General features: G+C 49.8%; 19 protein-coding genes and 1 pseudogene. 16 read left to right on the forward strand and 4 right to left on the reverse strand.

Going from position 1 to position 17,229, the window contains the following annotated elements:
* Positions 1 to 9: 9 nt before the first annotated feature.
* From J4685_RS08895 to J4685_RS08920, 6 genes are all read left to right on the forward strand, one after another.
* Positions 10 to 2,037 (forward strand): phage tail protein, encoded by a 2,028-nt coding sequence (locus J4685_RS08895; RefSeq protein WP_000084304.1) that lies wholly within the window; start codon positions 10 to 12, stop codon positions 2,035 to 2,037.
* 17 nt (positions 2,038 to 2,054) lie between these two features.
* Positions 2,055 to 2,582, forward strand: a complete 528-nt coding sequence (locus tag J4685_RS08900) for a tail fiber assembly protein (protein ID WP_000421117.1) — start codon at positions 2,055 to 2,057, stop codon at positions 2,580 to 2,582.
* The gene (locus J4685_RS08905) at positions 2,572 to 3,297 is read left to right on the forward strand and encodes a hypothetical protein (RefSeq protein WP_000267952.1); all 726 of its coding nucleotides are present in this window, start codon (positions 2,572 to 2,574) and stop codon (positions 3,295 to 3,297) included. The genes J4685_RS08900 and J4685_RS08905 overlap by 11 nt, the downstream gene beginning before the upstream one ends.
* Positions 3,269 to 3,814 (forward strand): hypothetical protein, encoded by a 546-nt coding sequence (locus J4685_RS08910; protein ID WP_000200793.1) that lies wholly within the window; start codon positions 3,269 to 3,271, stop codon positions 3,812 to 3,814. Before J4685_RS08905 ends, J4685_RS08910 begins: the two co-directional genes overlap by 29 nt.
* A complete protein-coding gene (locus tag J4685_RS08915; RefSeq protein ID WP_000977532.1) occupies positions 3,814 to 5,517 on the forward strand; it encodes a hypothetical protein in 1,704 nt (567 codons plus the stop codon). The genes J4685_RS08910 and J4685_RS08915 overlap by 1 nt, the downstream gene beginning before the upstream one ends.
* A 679-nt stretch (positions 5,518 to 6,196) precedes the next feature.
* Entirely contained in the window at positions 6,197 to 7,315 is a 1,119-nt protein-coding gene (locus J4685_RS08920; RefSeq protein WP_000136561.1) for a PIN domain-containing protein, read from the forward strand.
* Between the two features lie 825 nt (positions 7,316 to 8,140).
* Here J4685_RS08920 and J4685_RS08925 read toward each other — a convergent pair.
* The 4 genes and pseudogenes from J4685_RS08925 to J4685_RS08940 form a co-directional block, all read right to left on the reverse strand.
* Positions 8,141 to 8,899: pseudogene (locus J4685_RS08925) on the reverse strand (tyrosine-type recombinase/integrase); the annotation flags it as partial.
* A 40-nt stretch (positions 8,900 to 8,939) separates the two neighbouring features.
* The gene (locus J4685_RS08930) at positions 8,940 to 9,182 is read right to left on the reverse strand and encodes a hypothetical protein (RefSeq protein WP_012512852.1); all 243 of its coding nucleotides are present in this window, start codon (positions 9,180 to 9,182) and stop codon (positions 8,940 to 8,942) included.
* Between the two features lie 249 nt (positions 9,183 to 9,431).
* The gene (locus J4685_RS08935; RefSeq protein WP_000027757.1) at positions 9,432 to 10,457 is read right to left on the reverse strand and encodes a site-specific integrase; all 1,026 of its coding nucleotides are present in this window, start codon (positions 10,455 to 10,457) and stop codon (positions 9,432 to 9,434) included.
* Positions 10,458 to 10,460: 3 nt separating this feature from the next.
* Complete coding sequence (locus J4685_RS08940) at positions 10,461 to 11,093, reverse strand: helix-turn-helix domain-containing protein (protein ID WP_000052560.1); 633 nt, start codon at positions 11,091 to 11,093, stop codon at positions 10,461 to 10,463.
* A gap of 116 nt (positions 11,094 to 11,209) precedes the next feature.
* Between J4685_RS08940 and J4685_RS08945 the strand changes: the two genes are divergently transcribed.
* From J4685_RS08945 to J4685_RS08990, 10 genes are all read left to right on the forward strand, one after another.
* The gene (locus J4685_RS08945; RefSeq protein WP_000102106.1) at positions 11,210 to 11,452 is read left to right on the forward strand and encodes a Rha family transcriptional regulator; all 243 of its coding nucleotides are present in this window, start codon (positions 11,210 to 11,212) and stop codon (positions 11,450 to 11,452) included.
* A 32-nt stretch (positions 11,453 to 11,484) separates the two neighbouring features.
* Positions 11,485 to 11,994 (forward strand): phage regulatory CII family protein, encoded by a 510-nt coding sequence (locus J4685_RS08950; RefSeq protein ID WP_000460852.1) that lies wholly within the window; start codon positions 11,485 to 11,487, stop codon positions 11,992 to 11,994.
* Between the two features lie 7 nt (positions 11,995 to 12,001).
* The gene (locus J4685_RS08955; protein ID WP_000956167.1) at positions 12,002 to 12,202 is read left to right on the forward strand and encodes a phage filamentation protein Fil family protein; all 201 of its coding nucleotides are present in this window, start codon (positions 12,002 to 12,004) and stop codon (positions 12,200 to 12,202) included.
* Entirely contained in the window at positions 12,166 to 12,507 is a 342-nt protein-coding gene (locus J4685_RS08960; RefSeq protein WP_000963479.1) for a DUF5347 family protein, read from the forward strand. The genes J4685_RS08955 and J4685_RS08960 overlap by 37 nt, the downstream gene beginning before the upstream one ends.
* A gap of 67 nt (positions 12,508 to 12,574) precedes the next feature.
* The gene (locus J4685_RS08965) at positions 12,575 to 12,808 is read left to right on the forward strand and encodes a DUF2732 family protein (protein WP_001244240.1); all 234 of its coding nucleotides are present in this window, start codon (positions 12,575 to 12,577) and stop codon (positions 12,806 to 12,808) included.
* Entirely contained in the window at positions 12,808 to 13,035 is a 228-nt protein-coding gene (locus J4685_RS08970; RefSeq protein WP_000785510.1) for a TraR/DksA family transcriptional regulator, read from the forward strand. The genes J4685_RS08965 and J4685_RS08970 overlap by 1 nt, the downstream gene beginning before the upstream one ends.
* The gene (locus J4685_RS08975; RefSeq protein WP_001090717.1) at positions 13,032 to 13,616 is read left to right on the forward strand and encodes a 3'-5' exonuclease; all 585 of its coding nucleotides are present in this window, start codon (positions 13,032 to 13,034) and stop codon (positions 13,614 to 13,616) included. The genes J4685_RS08970 and J4685_RS08975 overlap by 4 nt, the downstream gene beginning before the upstream one ends.
* The gene (locus J4685_RS08980; RefSeq protein ID WP_000104130.1) at positions 13,613 to 14,473 is read left to right on the forward strand and encodes a DNA adenine methylase; all 861 of its coding nucleotides are present in this window, start codon (positions 13,613 to 13,615) and stop codon (positions 14,471 to 14,473) included. The genes J4685_RS08975 and J4685_RS08980 overlap by 4 nt, the downstream gene beginning before the upstream one ends.
* Positions 14,464 to 16,866: a replication endonuclease gene (locus J4685_RS08985; protein WP_000301196.1), complete on the forward strand. Its 2,403-nt coding sequence runs from the start codon at positions 14,464 to 14,466 to the stop codon at positions 16,864 to 16,866. The genes J4685_RS08980 and J4685_RS08985 overlap by 10 nt, the downstream gene beginning before the upstream one ends.
* Positions 16,867 to 17,033: 167 nt before the next feature.
* Positions 17,034 to 17,222 carry a hypothetical protein gene (locus J4685_RS08990; protein WP_001154438.1) on the forward strand — a complete coding sequence of 63 codons (189 nt, stop codon included), beginning with the start codon at positions 17,034 to 17,036 and terminating at the stop codon, positions 17,220 to 17,222.
* The last annotated feature ends 7 nt before the right edge of the window (positions 17,223 to 17,229 follow it).

Raw genomic sequence — 17,229 nt, forward strand, 5'->3', positions numbered from 1 at the left:
GGGGATTATATGTCGCAGACAACAATTACACTGGCATTTGAACAGTGGAAAGCGCAGCAGGGAACCACGGGTGAGCCTGTTCTGCTGGATGAATTTGTATTCGCTAACGTACCGGGACTTGACCCGGATCAGCCGGTTGATCGCAATGAAACCCTGCCACCGGCTGAACAGATTGTTCACCGGCAGGCCGTCAGCCGTAAGGGTGTGGTGAATGACAACGCCGTGGTCCATTCCGTCGTACTGGGGGCGGACGTGGGGGATTTTTCCTTTAACTGGATTGGTCTGATTAATAAGGCCAGCGGTACGCTGGCAATGATTGTTCATGCGCCATTACAGCAAAAACTTAAAACAGCTGAAGGGCAACAGGGGAACGTGCTTACGCGCTCGTTTCTGATGGAATATAACGGCGCACAGGCTGAAACCGGAATTAATACGCCTGCTGAGACCTGGCAGATTGACTTTACCGCGCGTATGGCCGGAATGGACGAGCGCCAGCGCCTGGAAAATATCGACATCTTCGGGGCGGCGGCGTTTTTTGGGGACGGCTATCTGGTCGGGAAAAGCGGGAATCAGTTTTATGTGACCAAAGGTACCGGCTATGTGGCTGGGCTGCGTACAACGCTTGCAGCAAACCTGAATATTACCGTGACAACCAGGCCGGTCAAAGTCTGGCTGGATGTATGCTGGACAGGAACGCTTACCAGCGTGTGGGGTGTGCAGTCCCGTATTACGGTTGCTGACAACCTGGCGGATTATGTGCAGAACGGCGTACAGCATTATGTGTTTGCGGTGGCGGGTATTGATGAAAACGGCAATATTACGGATTTACGCCCGAAAGGGACGCTGAATGAGCAACAGGCCAGCGATGCGCTGAGAAAACACGAACAATCCCGTAACCATCCGGACGCCACAACCCGCGAAAAAGGGTTTGTACGGTTAAGCAGTGATACGAACAGTGAGTCGGAATCACTGGCCGCAACGCCGAAAGCGGTTAAAGCGGCTATGGATAATGCGAACGGGCGTGTCCCGTCAGACCGTAAGGTCAATGGGCATCCATTATCCGGGGATATCACCCTGTGGGCGTCAGATGTGAAGGCTATTTCCGCCGATGCCATTGGACAGATTACCGATAACGGCACGATGGCATCAGCTAATACTCCAGGATGGTGGCGGGTGGCGGTGTCGAATTCTGATACGGTCGCTGATTTTCCGACCTATCCGGATGGCAGCAAGCTGTACAGCTACGGATATATGTTTGTTGAGAAAATCGGGGAAGTCTGGTTTCAGCACTATTACGCGCATATGGGCGCGAACGCAAAGCGCCAGGACTGGGGAACGGTACCGAATACCAGCCGCCCGTGGGTTATTGACTACAACACCGCAAATAAACCTTCAGCCGGTGATGTGGGTGCATTGCCGATTACCGGGGGGCGGATTAACGGGTCTTTAGGTATTGGTACTGATAATGCGCTGGGTGGAAGCTCAATTGTATTCGGCGATAACGATACCGGGTTTAAGTGGCACAGTGACGGCGTTCTGGGTATTTATGCCAATAATGCCCAGGTCGGTTATATCGACAATTCCGGGTTTCACATGCTGGCAGATATTCGCGCTACTGGTATCGTGCGTGCCGGCAACGGAAAAACACTGACGTTATCGAGTGGTAACAATTCTGCACTGAATGCCGGTTTCAGTCTGTGGGGAGGTGGAGAACGTCCAACAGTCATTGAGCTTAGCGACGATCAGGGATGGCATTTATACAGCCAGCGAAGGCCAGACGGTGGAATTGAGCTGAGTGTAAACGGCAATATTTACCCTGGTAATTACAGTAATTTTGACGCCCGCTACGTCCAGAATATCCAGCGCGGTGCTCCAGTATGGCCTGGTAAAGTAGATGAATATGGTCCCAATGAAGCGCCTGCCGGCTGTTTTTTAACACAGGCAAGACACGATCCTACCACCGCCTATGGTGTCACATTCGCGTACAGGCCATTGCAGATGTTTATCAACGGTGCGTGGCGAACCATTAACGGCTAATGATCTGAAGGAATATGATGGAGCTAAAAAACGTAGTTATTTATTCACCTGAAAAAAAGCCAGTCGGTGATGCTTTTCTGTATTTTTGCAGCGAAGACGGAAAAGACTTTTATGATTCGCTGGATAAGTTCACGAAAAAATACAAGCTGTGCATTGACCCGGATACAGGTATTGTCCGTTCTGTAGCCGAAGATGTGTCGCGCCTTTATCCGGCAGGTTTTACGGTAGTTGAGACCGATGTACTGCCAGACGGATTTGATATTTATGGGGGATGGCGTTTCATTAACGGGAAGGTAAAACCCGTACCGGTTGATTATCAGGCGAAAGCAGAAGAAACGCGGAAAAAATTACTTAATGATGCAGATAACAGAATCAGGGACTGGCGTACAGAATTAACGCTGGGAACTATCAGTGATGAAAATAAAGCGGTTTTGATTCTGTGGATGAATTATATCAATACGCTTAAATCACTGGATATCAGCAATGTAACAACTGAGGCGAAATATAAGGCCATTAAATGGCCGGAGGTACCGGATGTGGCGTGAAGCGCGTCTGGCTTTTACGGATTCCCTGGCTGCGCTGGATTGTTCCGTCGTTCCGGCGCATCCGTGGATTCACGGTCTGGGGCAGCAGACCGATAACGGGGCATACCTGAGTCCGGTCAATGCAATCCATTATCTGGCGGAAAGGCTGGCCGGAACGGGAGGCAATACCGATGTGGTGATCATGATGGTAACGGGACAGACCCATGAAAACTTCATGAAGGGGCTTAACAGCCTGGTGGATGTTTTCCCCGCGCCCGCATTCACCCAGGTTAGACGTCTGGCTGAGTCTGCGGCGACACTGGCTACTGAGAAAATGCAGATCCCCGCGAAAGCCGGGGCAGGACTGCCGGTTGCCATTCCGCTGTCCGTTCCGACCAGCAGGGCAGCCTTATCCGCTGCCGCTATCAGTGAGGCGCAGAAAGCGGCTGGCGCCGGATTCAGCCTGGACGGGCTGAAACAACAACTGGGGGAGTTTACGCAACTGCGTGACAGCCTGATTAACGATGTGGCCAGCGGCCTTGCTGATTTGCAGGGGAAAAGCGCCAGGGCATGGGTATTTACGGCCAGTGGCGACACCGCCGCCACCCTGCTGGCGCTGGTACAGGACATTCCGCAGCCTTCAGCCGTTTATACTGCGGCAATCATGCTGGCCGGGAAAAATCTTGATGGAATAAGGGGCATGATTCATGACGTCGATCCCGACACTGGCGCTTAATGGTGAGGCCATTCTGCTGAAAAACATGCGCGTGACCGTTTCCCAGCAGTTTCAGGATAAAGACCAGTCCGGTCAGACCAGCGCGACCACCAAATCAGAGCAGGGGGCAAAGGGCAAAGAGCTGCGTATCAGCGGCGAAATACCCTTTAAAAACCCGGAGATCCTGAAGCGTATTTTTGAACTGGCCAGCGCCACCGATGCAGACGGGAAACGCATGAAATACCGCGTTGCGCATGAGGTGGCCAGAGCGGTGAATTTTCGTGAGGCCACCTTCAGCGGAATGCTGGATGCGCCGCAGCAGGACGGGAAAATGGCCTGGCTGGTCACGTTCACCCTGGCGGAACATGTCAGCGTACAGGAGAAACGGGAAGCCAGGGCAACCGGTAAAACAACGGCAAAAAAACAGACGGTCAGCAGTACGGGACAATCCGGTGGCCAGAGTGCCGGAGAGGATGAAGAAAAACTGACGTGGTTTGAACGCAGGGTGCTGAAGCCCGTCAATGACGCTTTGGGTTAATGATGAAACCAGTAAAACGCCTTTACCTTTCAACGGATGAAATACACCTGGCTGATGCCAGTCTGGTGCTGGAGCTGAACAGCTGCGGACGTGGCTTTATTACGGCACAGACGACCACAGACTACACCGGCAAACTGGTGCGGCTGGATGTGGGGTATTCCGGTTTACTTCTGCGCTGGTTTACCGGCTATGTGGAGCGCTCACAGCCTGCCGAAAACGGTTATCAGCGTCTGTTTGTCCGCGAACTGGCTGGCGTATTTGAACGGATGTGGCCATGCTCATTCCAGCATCCCACACTGCGCGATGTGGCCGGATGGCTGGAGGAAAACAGCGGGATCAGCATTGCGGTACCGGATGTGCCGTACAGTGATAAACCGATCCCCCATTTTACCCATAACGGGACGGGATACCAGCTGCTGAATAACCTGGGCAGGGCATTCAGTATCACGGATTACATCTGGTATCCATTGCCGGATGGTTCGCTGTATGTCGGCGGCGCAGAAAAGGCGCTGTTTGCCGGACGTCCGGTGGAAATCCCGGCAGAGTTCAGCCAGGGAACGGCGGGCGGTAATTCCATGACATTGCCGGTGATCCAGAGTCTGCGTCCGGGTGTGGATGTGAACGGGGAGCGCGTGACCAAAGTTCATCTGACGAATGACACAATGACCATCACCTGGACACCACGGAACCGCGCCACAGGTCAGCCATTGCTGAAAACACCGGCGCAGCGCCAGATAGAAAGCCATTACCCGGAACTGGCATCCGGGCTTCACCTGCCCAAACTGGCCAGGGTGGTGGCACCCAGCGAGGCCGTAAAAAGCGGTAATTTTGCCGACCCGTTCCGGCCACGGTACGCCGTTGACGTGCAGCTGCTTGACGCGGACGGCAACCCGGACAACCAGACGCCGGTATATTCCGCCGTACCGCTGCCGGTGCCAATGGCCGGTAACGATTCGGGAATGTTCCAGTTTCCACCGGAAGGAACGCTGGTAGAAGTGGCGTTTACGGGCGGCAGGCCGGACAAACCCTTTATCAGGCAGACGCTGCCGGATGGCACCAGTCTGCCGGACATTAAGCCCGGCGAACAGCTGCAACAGCAGCGCGCGGAAGTCTCGCAACGCGTGACACAGGCAGGAGACTGGGTACGCCAGACGGATCAGACCATCAGTGAAACATCGATGGTGCGGACGGTGAAAGCCGACACGGAACGGCGCGAACTGGTCAGCCGTGAAACCACGGTGAAAGCCACGGATAAAATCACAGTACTGGGTACCGCCACGCTGATGGCCGGAGCCATACAGCAGGTCAGTGCTGGCGACTTCAGCCAGGCGGTAAAAGGAAACCGGCTGGCCAGTATTACAGGAAATGAAGAAACCGAAATCGCCGGGCAGCTGTCCACGAAAGTGGCCGGCGCCATGAATGTTGATGTGGGGGGAACCCTGACAGAAAAGATTGCCGCATTACGTAAATCCGTGGCGGCGGGCGGTCAGCAGATTATGGGGCCAACCGTGCATATCGGTAGCGAGGGCGTAAATACGCTTACCATGATGCTGGACATCATTGATTTACTGGCAGAGCTGGCGCAACAATGTGCAAGCCATTCGCACCCCAGCGTCGGTACACCGACGAACGCGGGCGCATTTAACCAGACGGCAGCGAAGGCCGGACAGACCCGGAGCAAGTACCAGAACATCATCGCCTGATTCTCTCTTTTCAGCCCGCATAATGTGGGTTTTTTTACACCCTTCATCAGGCGTCACCAGACGCATTCTAAGCTCTTCTTTTATCTGACAACTACCGCGCAACACCACAAAAGGATCTGTGCTGTCACGTTACGCTGACGACGCCACACGCTGACAAAATAAATCTTTCGCAGACAAAAACGGCGCTACACCGCACCCGCCTGCGGTTTTTGGATCGATAAAATTTTTCAGTTTTCTTTTTCTACAAACCAGACCGCCAGATAGCGCCATTACTGGCGGCTTTGCGGAAAACCAGAACTGAAAAGATTGAAAGTAATTTCAGTGTTTTTCACTTTCACGGATCTGTGGAGGATTAAGAGAAAACATAACTAACAGATAAATAAGGAAAATGTTTTTTTGTGTGAGTTCGGAGGATCGTTTTGGTTTTGTGGCTGTATTCGCTGCGGAAAAGTTGAAGCCAGAGTTAGCAAGGCGTAGGGACAATTAGAAGGTTAATAGTAAACTGAAAAAGCTGCCGCGTGTCGTGTAAACCAGCGATCTCACAATTGCATCAAAATCTACTTTTAATCTTGGAACTTGAGAAAACTTTTGCCACATTAGTAGTTGCTTTTTAGCTGTGGATATTATTCCGAGGATTTTATTGCGTTTACTTGGCTGAGCTTATATTAAGGCATTCGATATGACTGAAAAATTCACCGCGATCTTGCTAGATACGAGTATCTACGATCAGTACGGATTAAAGCTTGAGAAAGGACTGCTGGGTAAGCTTTCCCAGTTCAGCAGAACTTCGACGACGTTTTTGATACCGGATGTAATATACAATGAAGTTAAAAATCATCTAGAAAGAAAAATCAAGACTTCACGTGGCTCACTTGAGAAAGCTTTCGAAGAAGCTGGCGACCACCTTTTTTTTGATGGAAGTGAACTAAATGATGCAAAAAAAACATTGATTGAAAGCAGAGAAGTTGAAGGATTAGGAAAGAGCAGATTAGACAGATTTGTTGCTGTCACAGATGCGGAGGTTCTAACCACTGGGGATTATGTTTCGGTACCTGAGCTCCTTGAGCGATATTTCTCTTCAGAAGCTCCTTTTGCGGATACAGGTAAGAAAAAAAATGAGTTTCCCGATGCCATAGCATTAATGGCTGTCCAAGCTTGGGCTGAAGAGAATGGTGAAAATGTTCTTGCTGTAGCAAGAGATGATGATTGGCAGAGATTTTGTGTTGATGCTGAGAATCTGCACTATGAACCAGACTTATCAAGCGCTTTAGCACACTTCAATGAAGAAACCGCACCTTATGAGCTAATTGATAACTTACAAAAAGCACTTGATGAAGGACAAGCCGGTAAATTCTTGCATGATGTTGCTGTACACCTTGAGTCAACTTTTGAAGGGTTTGCACCAGAACAAGAGGCAGATTCATATTTATATTGGGAGGCTGATGGATGCTCAGGTGGGTTTGAAGATTTTGAGTTTTCAGATAATCAATTCACTGTTATTGATAAGGATGAAAACTGGGTTGTTTTAGAAGCATTCGCTGAAATTTCACTTTACGCAGAAGGGGATTTCTCCCTATCGGTTTACGATTCATGTGACAAAGACCACGTGTACATGGGGTCAATTACTAAGCGAGCTGAGGAAACGTATACATCCAGAATACTTATCACAATCTCCGGAGACTTATCGGGTTCTATAGATGATTTGACCGTTGACGATGTGGAAGTGATCGAGCGCCCAACGTCGATGGATTTCGGAGAGCTTGAATTAGAATATAGGCCTGACGAGGAAGACTTGTAATTACTAAGATTAGGCACTACCTCTGTGGCTATTTCGTCGCCACTCCGATGAAGGTTGTGCCCTAACATATTGAATTAAATTGTTTTTGTCTTTAGGCAACAAAAAAAACATTTATGTAAATGGGTTTTGAAAAACAAACACTTACCTAATATTCAATAACTTACAAAGGTGGTTAGGGGCGTCTAAGGGTGACGAGTGGTAACGCCTGCCGCCATTTTGTCGCCATTAGGTTATAAATTCTGAATCGCTAGAACATAACATGTGAGTTGTGGTATAGCGGTTTTGTAAGTAAACTATAGACAGTTAGTGGAAGTGTGACGTTTCCCGCTAGACTACCAATCTAGTAGGATTGTAAAAAAGCCCAACCTCACCAGTTGGGCTTTTTTACGTCTGAATACTACTTATTCGTTGAAACAATCGCTCATAACCTTATAATCCAAGGCGTTAGTGACGTGACGCATATGCTAAGCCAAAGTACTTACTACTCGAAAAGGAATTCGAATTTTCTGCATGGCTTGCGGAAATGTTTATAAGCCCTGGCTGATTACGAGTGGTGTCGGGTCAGACTTTTGGTTTGAGCGCGTCACACTTCCACTAACACTTGAAGTGAGGGTGATTATCCAGGCAACGTAAGGAGTATAATCATCTAAACGCGCTCCCTATTCTGGGAGCAAACGGATGAAAGCAATTTTAGATATTGCAATCATTGCTCTGAAGGCGCTAACTGCCCTTCTTGAGCTGATTCGCGCGATCTGGTTCTAAGTGAGCGTGGAAACGTAAGTAAGGCCGCTGGGTTCACCTCCAGCGGCCTTTAATATTTGGTCGTTATGCCGCTTGCATTGTTGCCAGCGTGTTGAACCTCAGCGCGGTTTCAAGGTGATCTGGGGCTAGGTGGGCGTAACGCATTGTCATCTTTATATCATGGTGCCACAGTATTTTTTGAAGCGCCAGTATGTTGCCACCGGACATCATAAAGTGAGCGGCGAAAGTATGGCGCAGGACATGTGTTAGCTGTCCACGAGGCAGAATGATGGATGTTTTATCCATCACCGAAGCAAACTGAAAGTAGTAATCGTCAAAGAATTTGAATCCTTTTAGCGCTGTGATCTCTTCATACAGTTCTTTGCTGATAGGGATACTTCTATTTTTTTTACCCTTAGTCCTGGTGAAAGTAATGCGGTACTTAGTCACCTGCGATCTGGTTAGGTTTACAGCTTCTCGCCATCGGGCGCCGGTGCTTAAACAAATCTTGACTACCAGCGTTAACAATTCGTTCTGGTGTTGGCAATCATAAAGCAATTCTGCGATCTGCTCGTGGGTTAGCCACGCCATTTCTTTTTCGGCTATGGTGAACTTACGCATGTTCTCAAGAGGGTTAGGTTGCAACCATTCCCCCAAACGTATCAGCTCACTAAAAGCACCGCTTAAATAGTTTTGCTCCAAATTAACGGTTACAGGACTGGCACCGTTTTTCCATTTTTCGCTGAAGTAAATTTCTCCGGTTAAACGCTTATCCCGATAATGAGCAAACATTTTTGGAGTGAGGGACGTAGCCAAGGGATTGCCTAGCGCATCTACTATCAAAAAACCATTTGCTTAGAAGCAGATGGGTTTTAGTCGCTGGTTAGAAATTCTCAATGTTTCCTGGAGCTATATCAGGCCGCTTCCCCGCGATTGCCTCTACGTTAATAAAGAGTACATCTTCCGCTCCACCTCGCTCCCTGTATGAATCCTCTTTCACAAAGATTTTTTCCTGTTGCATACGCAAAATAGCATCGTCAATGAGCTTATATAAGTCTTGACCAGAGTGGTTCAACTCAATGAGTAAAGCCTTCAGTGCCAGTTCTGTTTGATATTTTGTGGCCATCTGCATTAAATCCTTTAACTGGGCGGACGTAAAGTGGACATGGACAACAAAAAGGGACTACGTTTTCACGTAACCCCTTGTTTTATTTGGTGGAGCTGGCGGGAGTTGAACCCGCGTCCGAAATTCCTACATACCATTTTTAGTATAGTTAAAACAGTGTTTTATGTTTAAAAACAGCGAGTTAGTATTATTAAGTATTTGTCCGTTTTACGCGTTTTTAATGCCCTGCCGCCAAAATGCCGCCATAAATTAGCGCTTCCAATTGAGGTTGTGAAGCGGGTTTTTTGTCACGGCATCTTCGAGGTGGTCAGGGGCAAAGTGAGCGTAAACCATCGTCATTTTTATATCGGCATGGCCCAGAATATCGCGCAGTACCAGTATGTTTCCGCCGTTCATCATAAAATGGCTGGCGAATGTATGGCGCAGTACGTGAGTGCACTGGCCTTCTGGCAGTTCGATACCAGCTCGCTTTACTGCACGCTCAAAGGATTTTCTGCATGGCGTGAATAACTTCCCCCTGTTTTTAGGGAGTTCATCATACAGTTCCTGAGATATTGGCACGGTTCGGTTTTTCTTGCCTTTGGTCTTGGTATAAGTGATGCGGTATTTTGATAGCTGATGGCCCTGCAGGTTTTCGGCTTCACTCCATCGGGCGCCAGTTGCCAGGCATATTTTTGCAATCATCAGCAAACTGGGACTCTGCGAATCAGCACAGGCATCCAGTAGACGTTTAATTTCTTCCGGTGCCAGGAACGCCAGTTCGCCCTCTGCGATTTTGAATGTTGGCAGCCCAGCGAGCGGGTTGGGTGCTGGCCAGTGGCCCAGCTTTTTCAGTGTGCCAAAAACAGATGATAGGTTACGTTGTTCAAGGTTTACCGTACGGGGCTTAACTGGCGACATAAGCACGCCATCTTCATTTTTTACTTCACCTTTTAACCGTGCTTCCCGGTATTTCGTAAAATCGCCTGCGGTTAACTCTGAGGCAATGGGATCGCCCAAACCATTACAAATAATGCTGAGTTTTGCCAACAGGCGTTTGGGGTCTGCCAGCGTCTGCCCATAAAGTGAATGCCACTGCTCAATCACTTCTGACAAATGCCGCCGATCTTCTTTCTCCCCCAGCCACGGTTTTTTGTTCACCTCATCCATGGTGTGGTTTTCGAATGCTATGGCCTCGCCTTTAGTCGCAAATTGCTTGCGTACACGCTTGCCATCCCGTCCGTTCGGGTAGCATTCACACAACCATTTTCCGTTAGGCTGTTTTCTGATGCTCATAAGTTAGAGGCTCTTGATTACTTTGACTGCACGCCCGATAGCTTCAATGTCGTCGACCGAGCATTCAAATGATGTTTCATCTTGGTGAACTACAATTTTGTTGCCTGGAACGCGAGCGATTTTGACGATGCTTTTAACTCCGTCCATATCGACTAACCAGAAGCCATTACTGACTTGTTTAACAGACGTATCCACAACAAAGCTATCAGTAGCTGTTTTTACAAACAAAGAGTTGGATGAGTCACCATCGAGCAGTCTGCTATCAAGAAGAATTTCATCACTTGGCTGCAGTTCACCGTTCTTCAGTTCAACATGTTTGATGCTAGGAGCAACAATTTTAGAAAGTGGTCTTACCGTGACGGAGGTTTCGTTTTTGAGATTTCTTTCTTCGTTCTCACACGCATACATATCTCCTTGGCCCGTAGCCAGCCATAGAAGGGAAATTCCTGTTTCAAGAGCGCATTGAATTACCCATTCAGCAGGGAAACTATCCCTTAAGTATCTGTTAGCCATAGTGCTTTTTGATACTTCCAGATGTTCGCAGAGCTGCTGTCGTGAGCTGAAATTGTAAGCCTTAATAAGCCTGTTAATCGCATCGCGCCCACCACTATCATTCCCTGCCTTGATTAAACTCATAATCAAACCTCTTGACGTATATAAAAAGTGATCTTAATATCCGCTCATGGTTTGAAAAGTAAAATCAAACCACATAAAACAAGATAAAACGAACCCAAACTAAGAGATACTGCACTATGAGTACTGATATTTCAATTCGTGTACCAAAAGAGATGGCAACGCCTGCTGAGTTCGCGGAGTGGGAAGGTATCTCCCGTGGCTCGGTGTATCAAAAAATTCACCATGGTCAGCTTGCTAAGTACATGGTGAAGAAAGAAAAAAATAAAGGACGTGTAAGCCTGCGGTACCTGATGTACAAAACCGACCAGGTTCGTGAGTCTCTGGGTCATTCCAACTTCCGCGTCATTGTTGGTCAGTAAGTTCGATTATGAGAACTTTCTAAGGGGCTTGCATGTTTGATTATAAGATTTCCAAACATCCACACTTTGACGAAGCCTGCCGGGCTTTCGCGCTGCGTCACAACATGGCGAAGCTGGCAGAACGCGCGGGAATGAAAGTCCAGACGCTGCGTAACAAGCTGAACCCGGAACAACCGCATCAGCTCACGCCGTCGGAGATCTGGCTGCTTACCGATATTACTGAGGACTCCACGCTGGTAGATGGTTTCCTGGCACAGATTCACTGCCTGCCATGCATACCGATGAACGAAGTGGCAAAAGAGAAGCTGCCGCATTACGTCATGAGCGCTACTGCTGAAATCGGACGTGTTGCTGCCGGTGCTGTATCGGGTGATGTGAAAACTACTGCAGGCCGCCGCGATGTTATCAGTAGCATCAACTCAGTTACTCGTCTAATGGCACTGGCTGCCGTTTCCATGCAGGCACGTTTGCAGGCTAACCCGGCGATGGCAAGCGCGGTGGATACCGTGACGGGCCTCGGCGCTTCATTCGGTCTGATCTGAGGTGGCTATGCTGACTAAAGAACCATCTTTTGCATCACTTCTCGTTAAGCAAAGTCCTGCAATGCACTGCGGTCATGGCTGGATTATGGGGAAGGATGGCAAGCGCTGGCATCCGTGCCGCTCTCAGGATGCGTTGCTGGCTGAGCTGTCCGCTAAAAAGCAGGGGAAACCATGGCTATTGAAGGTGATGCTGCGACTGTTCCGCTAAGCGCTGGCCTCCGTCTTAATGGGTTAAACCACATCGCGGAATTAAGGGCGAAAGTGTTTGGCTTAAATATTGATTCAGAACTGGATCGCTTTATTAGCGATATGCGGGACCAACGGGATATTAACCATGAGCAGAATAAACGCGCACTAGCCGCAATATTCTTTATGGCAAAGATTCCGGCGGAACGTCATAGCGTCAATGTTAGTGAACTGACGACTGACGAAAAGCGGGAGCTGATTAAAGCAATGAACCATTTCCGTACAGTGGTGAGTTTATTTCCAAATCGGCTAGCCATGCCGAATTAACCAACAACCGAAATTAAAGGCGTAAACCCGCCGGGCTTCTTATTGCCCAAATTCAGGAGAAACAACAATGCGAAATATTGAAACCCGAATCACCAAAACAGGACCAGATGATGCTGGCCTTAACCAGATGCTGACTGATGCACGCATGGAAGAACGCCGTGGACGCGCTGATGTGATGGCAGCACGTCTGGACTCTTTGGCTGCCCGTATCGTGTCACGTCAGCTTAACCACACGGAAGCGGCTGAGCTGCTGCGTCAGGAAGCGGTGAAGATTCAGAACGAAGCGCAGGAGATCCACTGATGGCTGATTCAATGGACCTCGTACAGCAGCGCGTTGAAGAAGAACGCCAGCGCCACATTCACACCGCCCGCAATAAAACGCCGGGCGTTTCCCGTGTTCTCTGCATTGATTGCGATGCACCGATCCCGCCAGCACGCCGCCGCGCCATTCCGGGCGTGCAGTGCTGCGTCACCTGTCAGGAAATCGCAGAGCTGAAAGGCAAACACTACAATGGAGGTGCTGTATGAATACCGATAAGATGACAATTAGCCAACGTGCAAATCAATGGCTTGATAATGACTACTTATTTATTGATACCGAAACGACCGGGTTGGGTGATGATGCGGAAATAGTTGAAATATGCATTATTGATAGTCATGGGTTTATTATGCTTAATACGCTTATTAAGCCCACTAAGCCTATCCCTGATGAAGCAATAGCAATTCATGGAATTACTAATGAAATGGTTGCTTTTGCCCCTGCCTGGACTGATATATGCGGGGCAGTGGAGGAACTATTTCGGCGCTTTGGGTTTGTTATCTATAACGCCGATTTTGATCTCCGGTTAATTCGTCAGACCTACGCATTGAATGAAAGACCTTCTGAAGGTGCGCCATGGATGCTTGCTGCTCATTCTGTTTGCGCGATGAAGCTTTATGCAGAGTATCGAGGCGAGCCGGGACGATTTAATGGCTATAAATGGCATAAGCTGGTTGATGCTGCTGCGCATGAAGGTGTTGTAGTTGAAGGTAAGGCGCACCGTGCTTTAGCTGATTGCAAAATGACGTTAGGGCTTGTCCGTGCTCTGGCTAAAGGTGGTGCTAAATGAGCACCATCCTGAAATGGGCGGGAAATAAAACCGCCATCATGCCGGAACTGATTAAGCATCTGCCTGCAGGTCAGCGACTGGTGGAGCCGTTCGCCGGTTCCTGTGCTGTGATGATGGCAACAGACTATCCTCATTATCTTGTCGCGGATATTAATCCAGATCTTATCAATCTCTATAAAAAAATTGCCCTTGATTGTGAAGCTTTCATATCACGCGCAAAGAATATTTTTGCGATTGCGAATAGAGAAGTTGCTTATTACAACATTAGGCATGAATTTAATCATTCCTCTGAAATTACTGATTTCATGAAAGCAGTATATTTCCTTTATCTCAATCGTCATGGTTATCGTGGACTGTGCCGCTATAACCTGAGCGGTCATTTTAATGTCCCTTACGGTAATTATAAAAATCCGTACTTCCCTGAAAACGAAATACGTGCTTTTGCAAAAAAGGCACAACGCGCAACGTTTATCTGCGCCAGCTATGATGAGACGCTGGCAATGCTGCGGGCGGGGGATGTGGTTTATTGTGATCCGCCATATGACGGCACATTTAGCGGTTATCACACTGCCAGTTTTACCGGGGACGATCAGTACCATCTGGCGTCTATTCTTGAACGCCGGTCATCAGAAGGTCATCCGATTATTGTGTCCAACAGCGACACCTCTCTGACACGTTCCTTATATCGTAATTTCACCCGCCACCGCATCATCGCAAAGCGCAGCATGGGTGTGGCTGCAGGTGATGGTAAATCTGCAACAGAAATCATCGCTACGAAGTTAGTGCGCTGGTTCGGTGTTGATTTGGCGTCTGGTCCTGATGTCTCGGTGGAAACTGAGGTGCGGGCGTGGCAGTGAGTAAAATCACATTACATTATGCACAAACCACCGGCGGCTCGAATGAGGCCGCCGCAGCCTTTCCATGGAATACCCCAAAAAAAGCGGTTAACCCGTATCTGGACCCGGCGGAATTTGCGCCGGAGTCTGCGCTTTCAAACCTGATCGCTCTTTACGCTGTGGATAACGAGCAGGAGCAGTTGCGCCGTGAGACGCTGAGCGATGAGGTCTGGGAGCGCTATTTCTTCAATGAATCCCGTGATCCTGTCCAGCGTGAAATGGAGCAGGATCGGCTGATTAGCCATGCCAAAACGGCGCGCGAGCAGCAGCGTTTTAATCCCGATCTGGTCATTATTGCCAACGTGGGCGCCCAACCGGCGCATATCAGCAAGCCTCTGCTGGAGCGGATTAAATATTTCCATAGTCTGGGCAGAGCAAAAGCTTATTCCCGCTACCTGCAAAAAACAATCAGGCCGTGTCTTGAGCGGCTGGAGCGCGTGCGCGACAGTCAGGTATCTGCCTCTTTCCGGTTCATGGCGAGTCATGACGGGCTGGAGGGGCTGCTGGTACTCCCTGAAATGAATCAGGATCAGGTTAAACGCCTATCCACGCTGGTTGCGGCACATATGAGCATGTGTCTTGATGCAGCCTGCGGTGATCTGTTTGTCAGTGATGATGTTAAACCAGAAGAAATTCGTCAGGCATGGGAAAGGGTTGCTGCAGAGGCCATGCGCCTTGAGGTCATCCCGCCTGCGTTTGAGCAGTTGCGCCGCAAAAAGCGCCGCCGTAAGCCGGTGCCTTATGAACTGATCCCACCGTCGCTGGCCCGTATGCTGTGCGCGGACTGGTGGTATCGCAAATTGTGGCAGATGCGCTGCGAGTGGCGGGAGGAGCAGTTGCGCGCCGTCTGCCTGGTCAACAAGAAAGCCTCACCGTATGTCAGCTACGAAGCCGTGATCCACAAACGCGAGCAGCGCCGCAAATCGCTGGAGTTCTTCCGCTCGCATGAGCTGATCAACGAAGACGGCGACACGCTGGACATGGAAGACGTGGTGAACGCCAGCAACAGCAACCCGGCGCACCGCCGTAATGAAATGATGGCCTGTGTTAAGGGGCTGGAGCTGATCGCGGAAATGCGCGGAGACTGCGCGGTGTTTTATACCATCACCTGCCCGTCACGCTTCCACGCAACCCTCAACAACGGCAGGCCTAATCCGAAGTGGACCAGTGCCACTGTCCGGCAGAGCAGTGACTATCTGGTTGATACGTTCGCCGCTTTCCGCAAGGCAATGCACAAGGCCGGGCTGCGCTGGTATGGCGTCCGCGTTGCAGAGCCGCACCATGACGGCACCGTGCACTGGCATCTTCTGTGCTTCATGCGCAAAAAAGACCGCCGTTCCATCACCGCGCTGTTGCGTAAGTTTGCCATCCGTGAAGACCGCGAGGAGCTGGGCGCCAATACCGGGCCGCGCTTCAAGCCCGAGCTAATCAACCCGCGCAAGGGTACGCCGACAAGCTACATCGCCAAATACATCAGCAAGAACATCGACGGGCGCGGGCTGGCTAAAGAAATCAGCAAAGAAACCGGCAGATCACTGCGTGACAGCGCCGAGCATGTCAGCGCCTGGGCGTCACTGCATCGTGTCCAGCAGTTCCGTTTCTTTGGTATTCCGGGGCGTCAGGCATACCGCGAGCTGCGCTTGCTGGCTGGTCAGGCGGCGAGAGTGCAGGGCGAACGCAAAGCGGGTGCGCCGGTACTGGATAATCCGCGTCTGGATGCGGTACTGGCGGCGGCTGATGCGGGCTGCTTTGCCACCTATATCATGAAGCAGGGCGGTGTGCTGGTTCCCCGCAAACATCACCTTGTCCGCACGGCATATGAGCTTAACGATGAGCCGAGCGCCTACGGCGATCACGGTATCCGTATATATGGCATCTGGTCCCCGATTGCGGAGGGCAAGATTTGCACGCACGCGGTGAAGTGGAAAAAGGTTCGTAAGGCCGTTGACGTTCAGGAGGCGGCAGCCGACCAGGGCGCTTGCGCCCCTTGGACTCGTGGCAATAACTGTCCCCCTGTTGAAAATCTGAACAAATCAGGGGGTGATTTACCCGATATTAAAACCATGAATGAGAAGGAACTGCAGGATTATCTCCACAATATGGGCCAGAAGGAACGGCGGGAACTTACAGCCAGGTTGAGACTGGTAAAACCGAAGCGGAAAACAGTATACAAACAGAATATTTCGGAGCAGCAACGCCTGCAGCTTGAGGCAGAACTGACAGCCAGAGGGTTTGAAGGTAGTGCATCTGAGATTGATTTGCTTCTGCGTGGTGGCAGCATTCCGTCAGGTGCCGGGCTACGGATTTTTTACCGCAACCATCGACTGCAGGAAGATGACAAATGGCGTCAGTGATACTGACGGCAAGGCTTTAACAATTCATGCTCTTAACGACCTTCGTAAGAACGTTCTCATTGACGGATAAAAAATATTTTACTTTTGGATATCAGGGGTGCACTGTATATATAAACAGTGGATATACATGCAGTTAATGCGTATCCGAGGTCGTGATAGGAGGGAAGATGCAGGACTATATTTTGGAGTCGTTGAAGCTCCAGCGCATTGATTTTTTTATTAAGCTTGTAGCGGCTAGTGAGTGCAGCGACGAAGAAAAGCGGCTGGCTATCCAGTGGGTGTCAGAACTGACCGACGAGCTGATGGCGAAAATCCGCAGCCATGAATACTGCCGGTCAATGGACGTAACCAGTTAAGGGAAAT

Source organism: Salmonella sp. 32100201201700099SM, assembly GCF_017572645.1.
Taxonomy (GTDB): domain Bacteria; phylum Pseudomonadota; class Gammaproteobacteria; order Enterobacterales; family Enterobacteriaceae; genus Salmonella; species Salmonella enterica.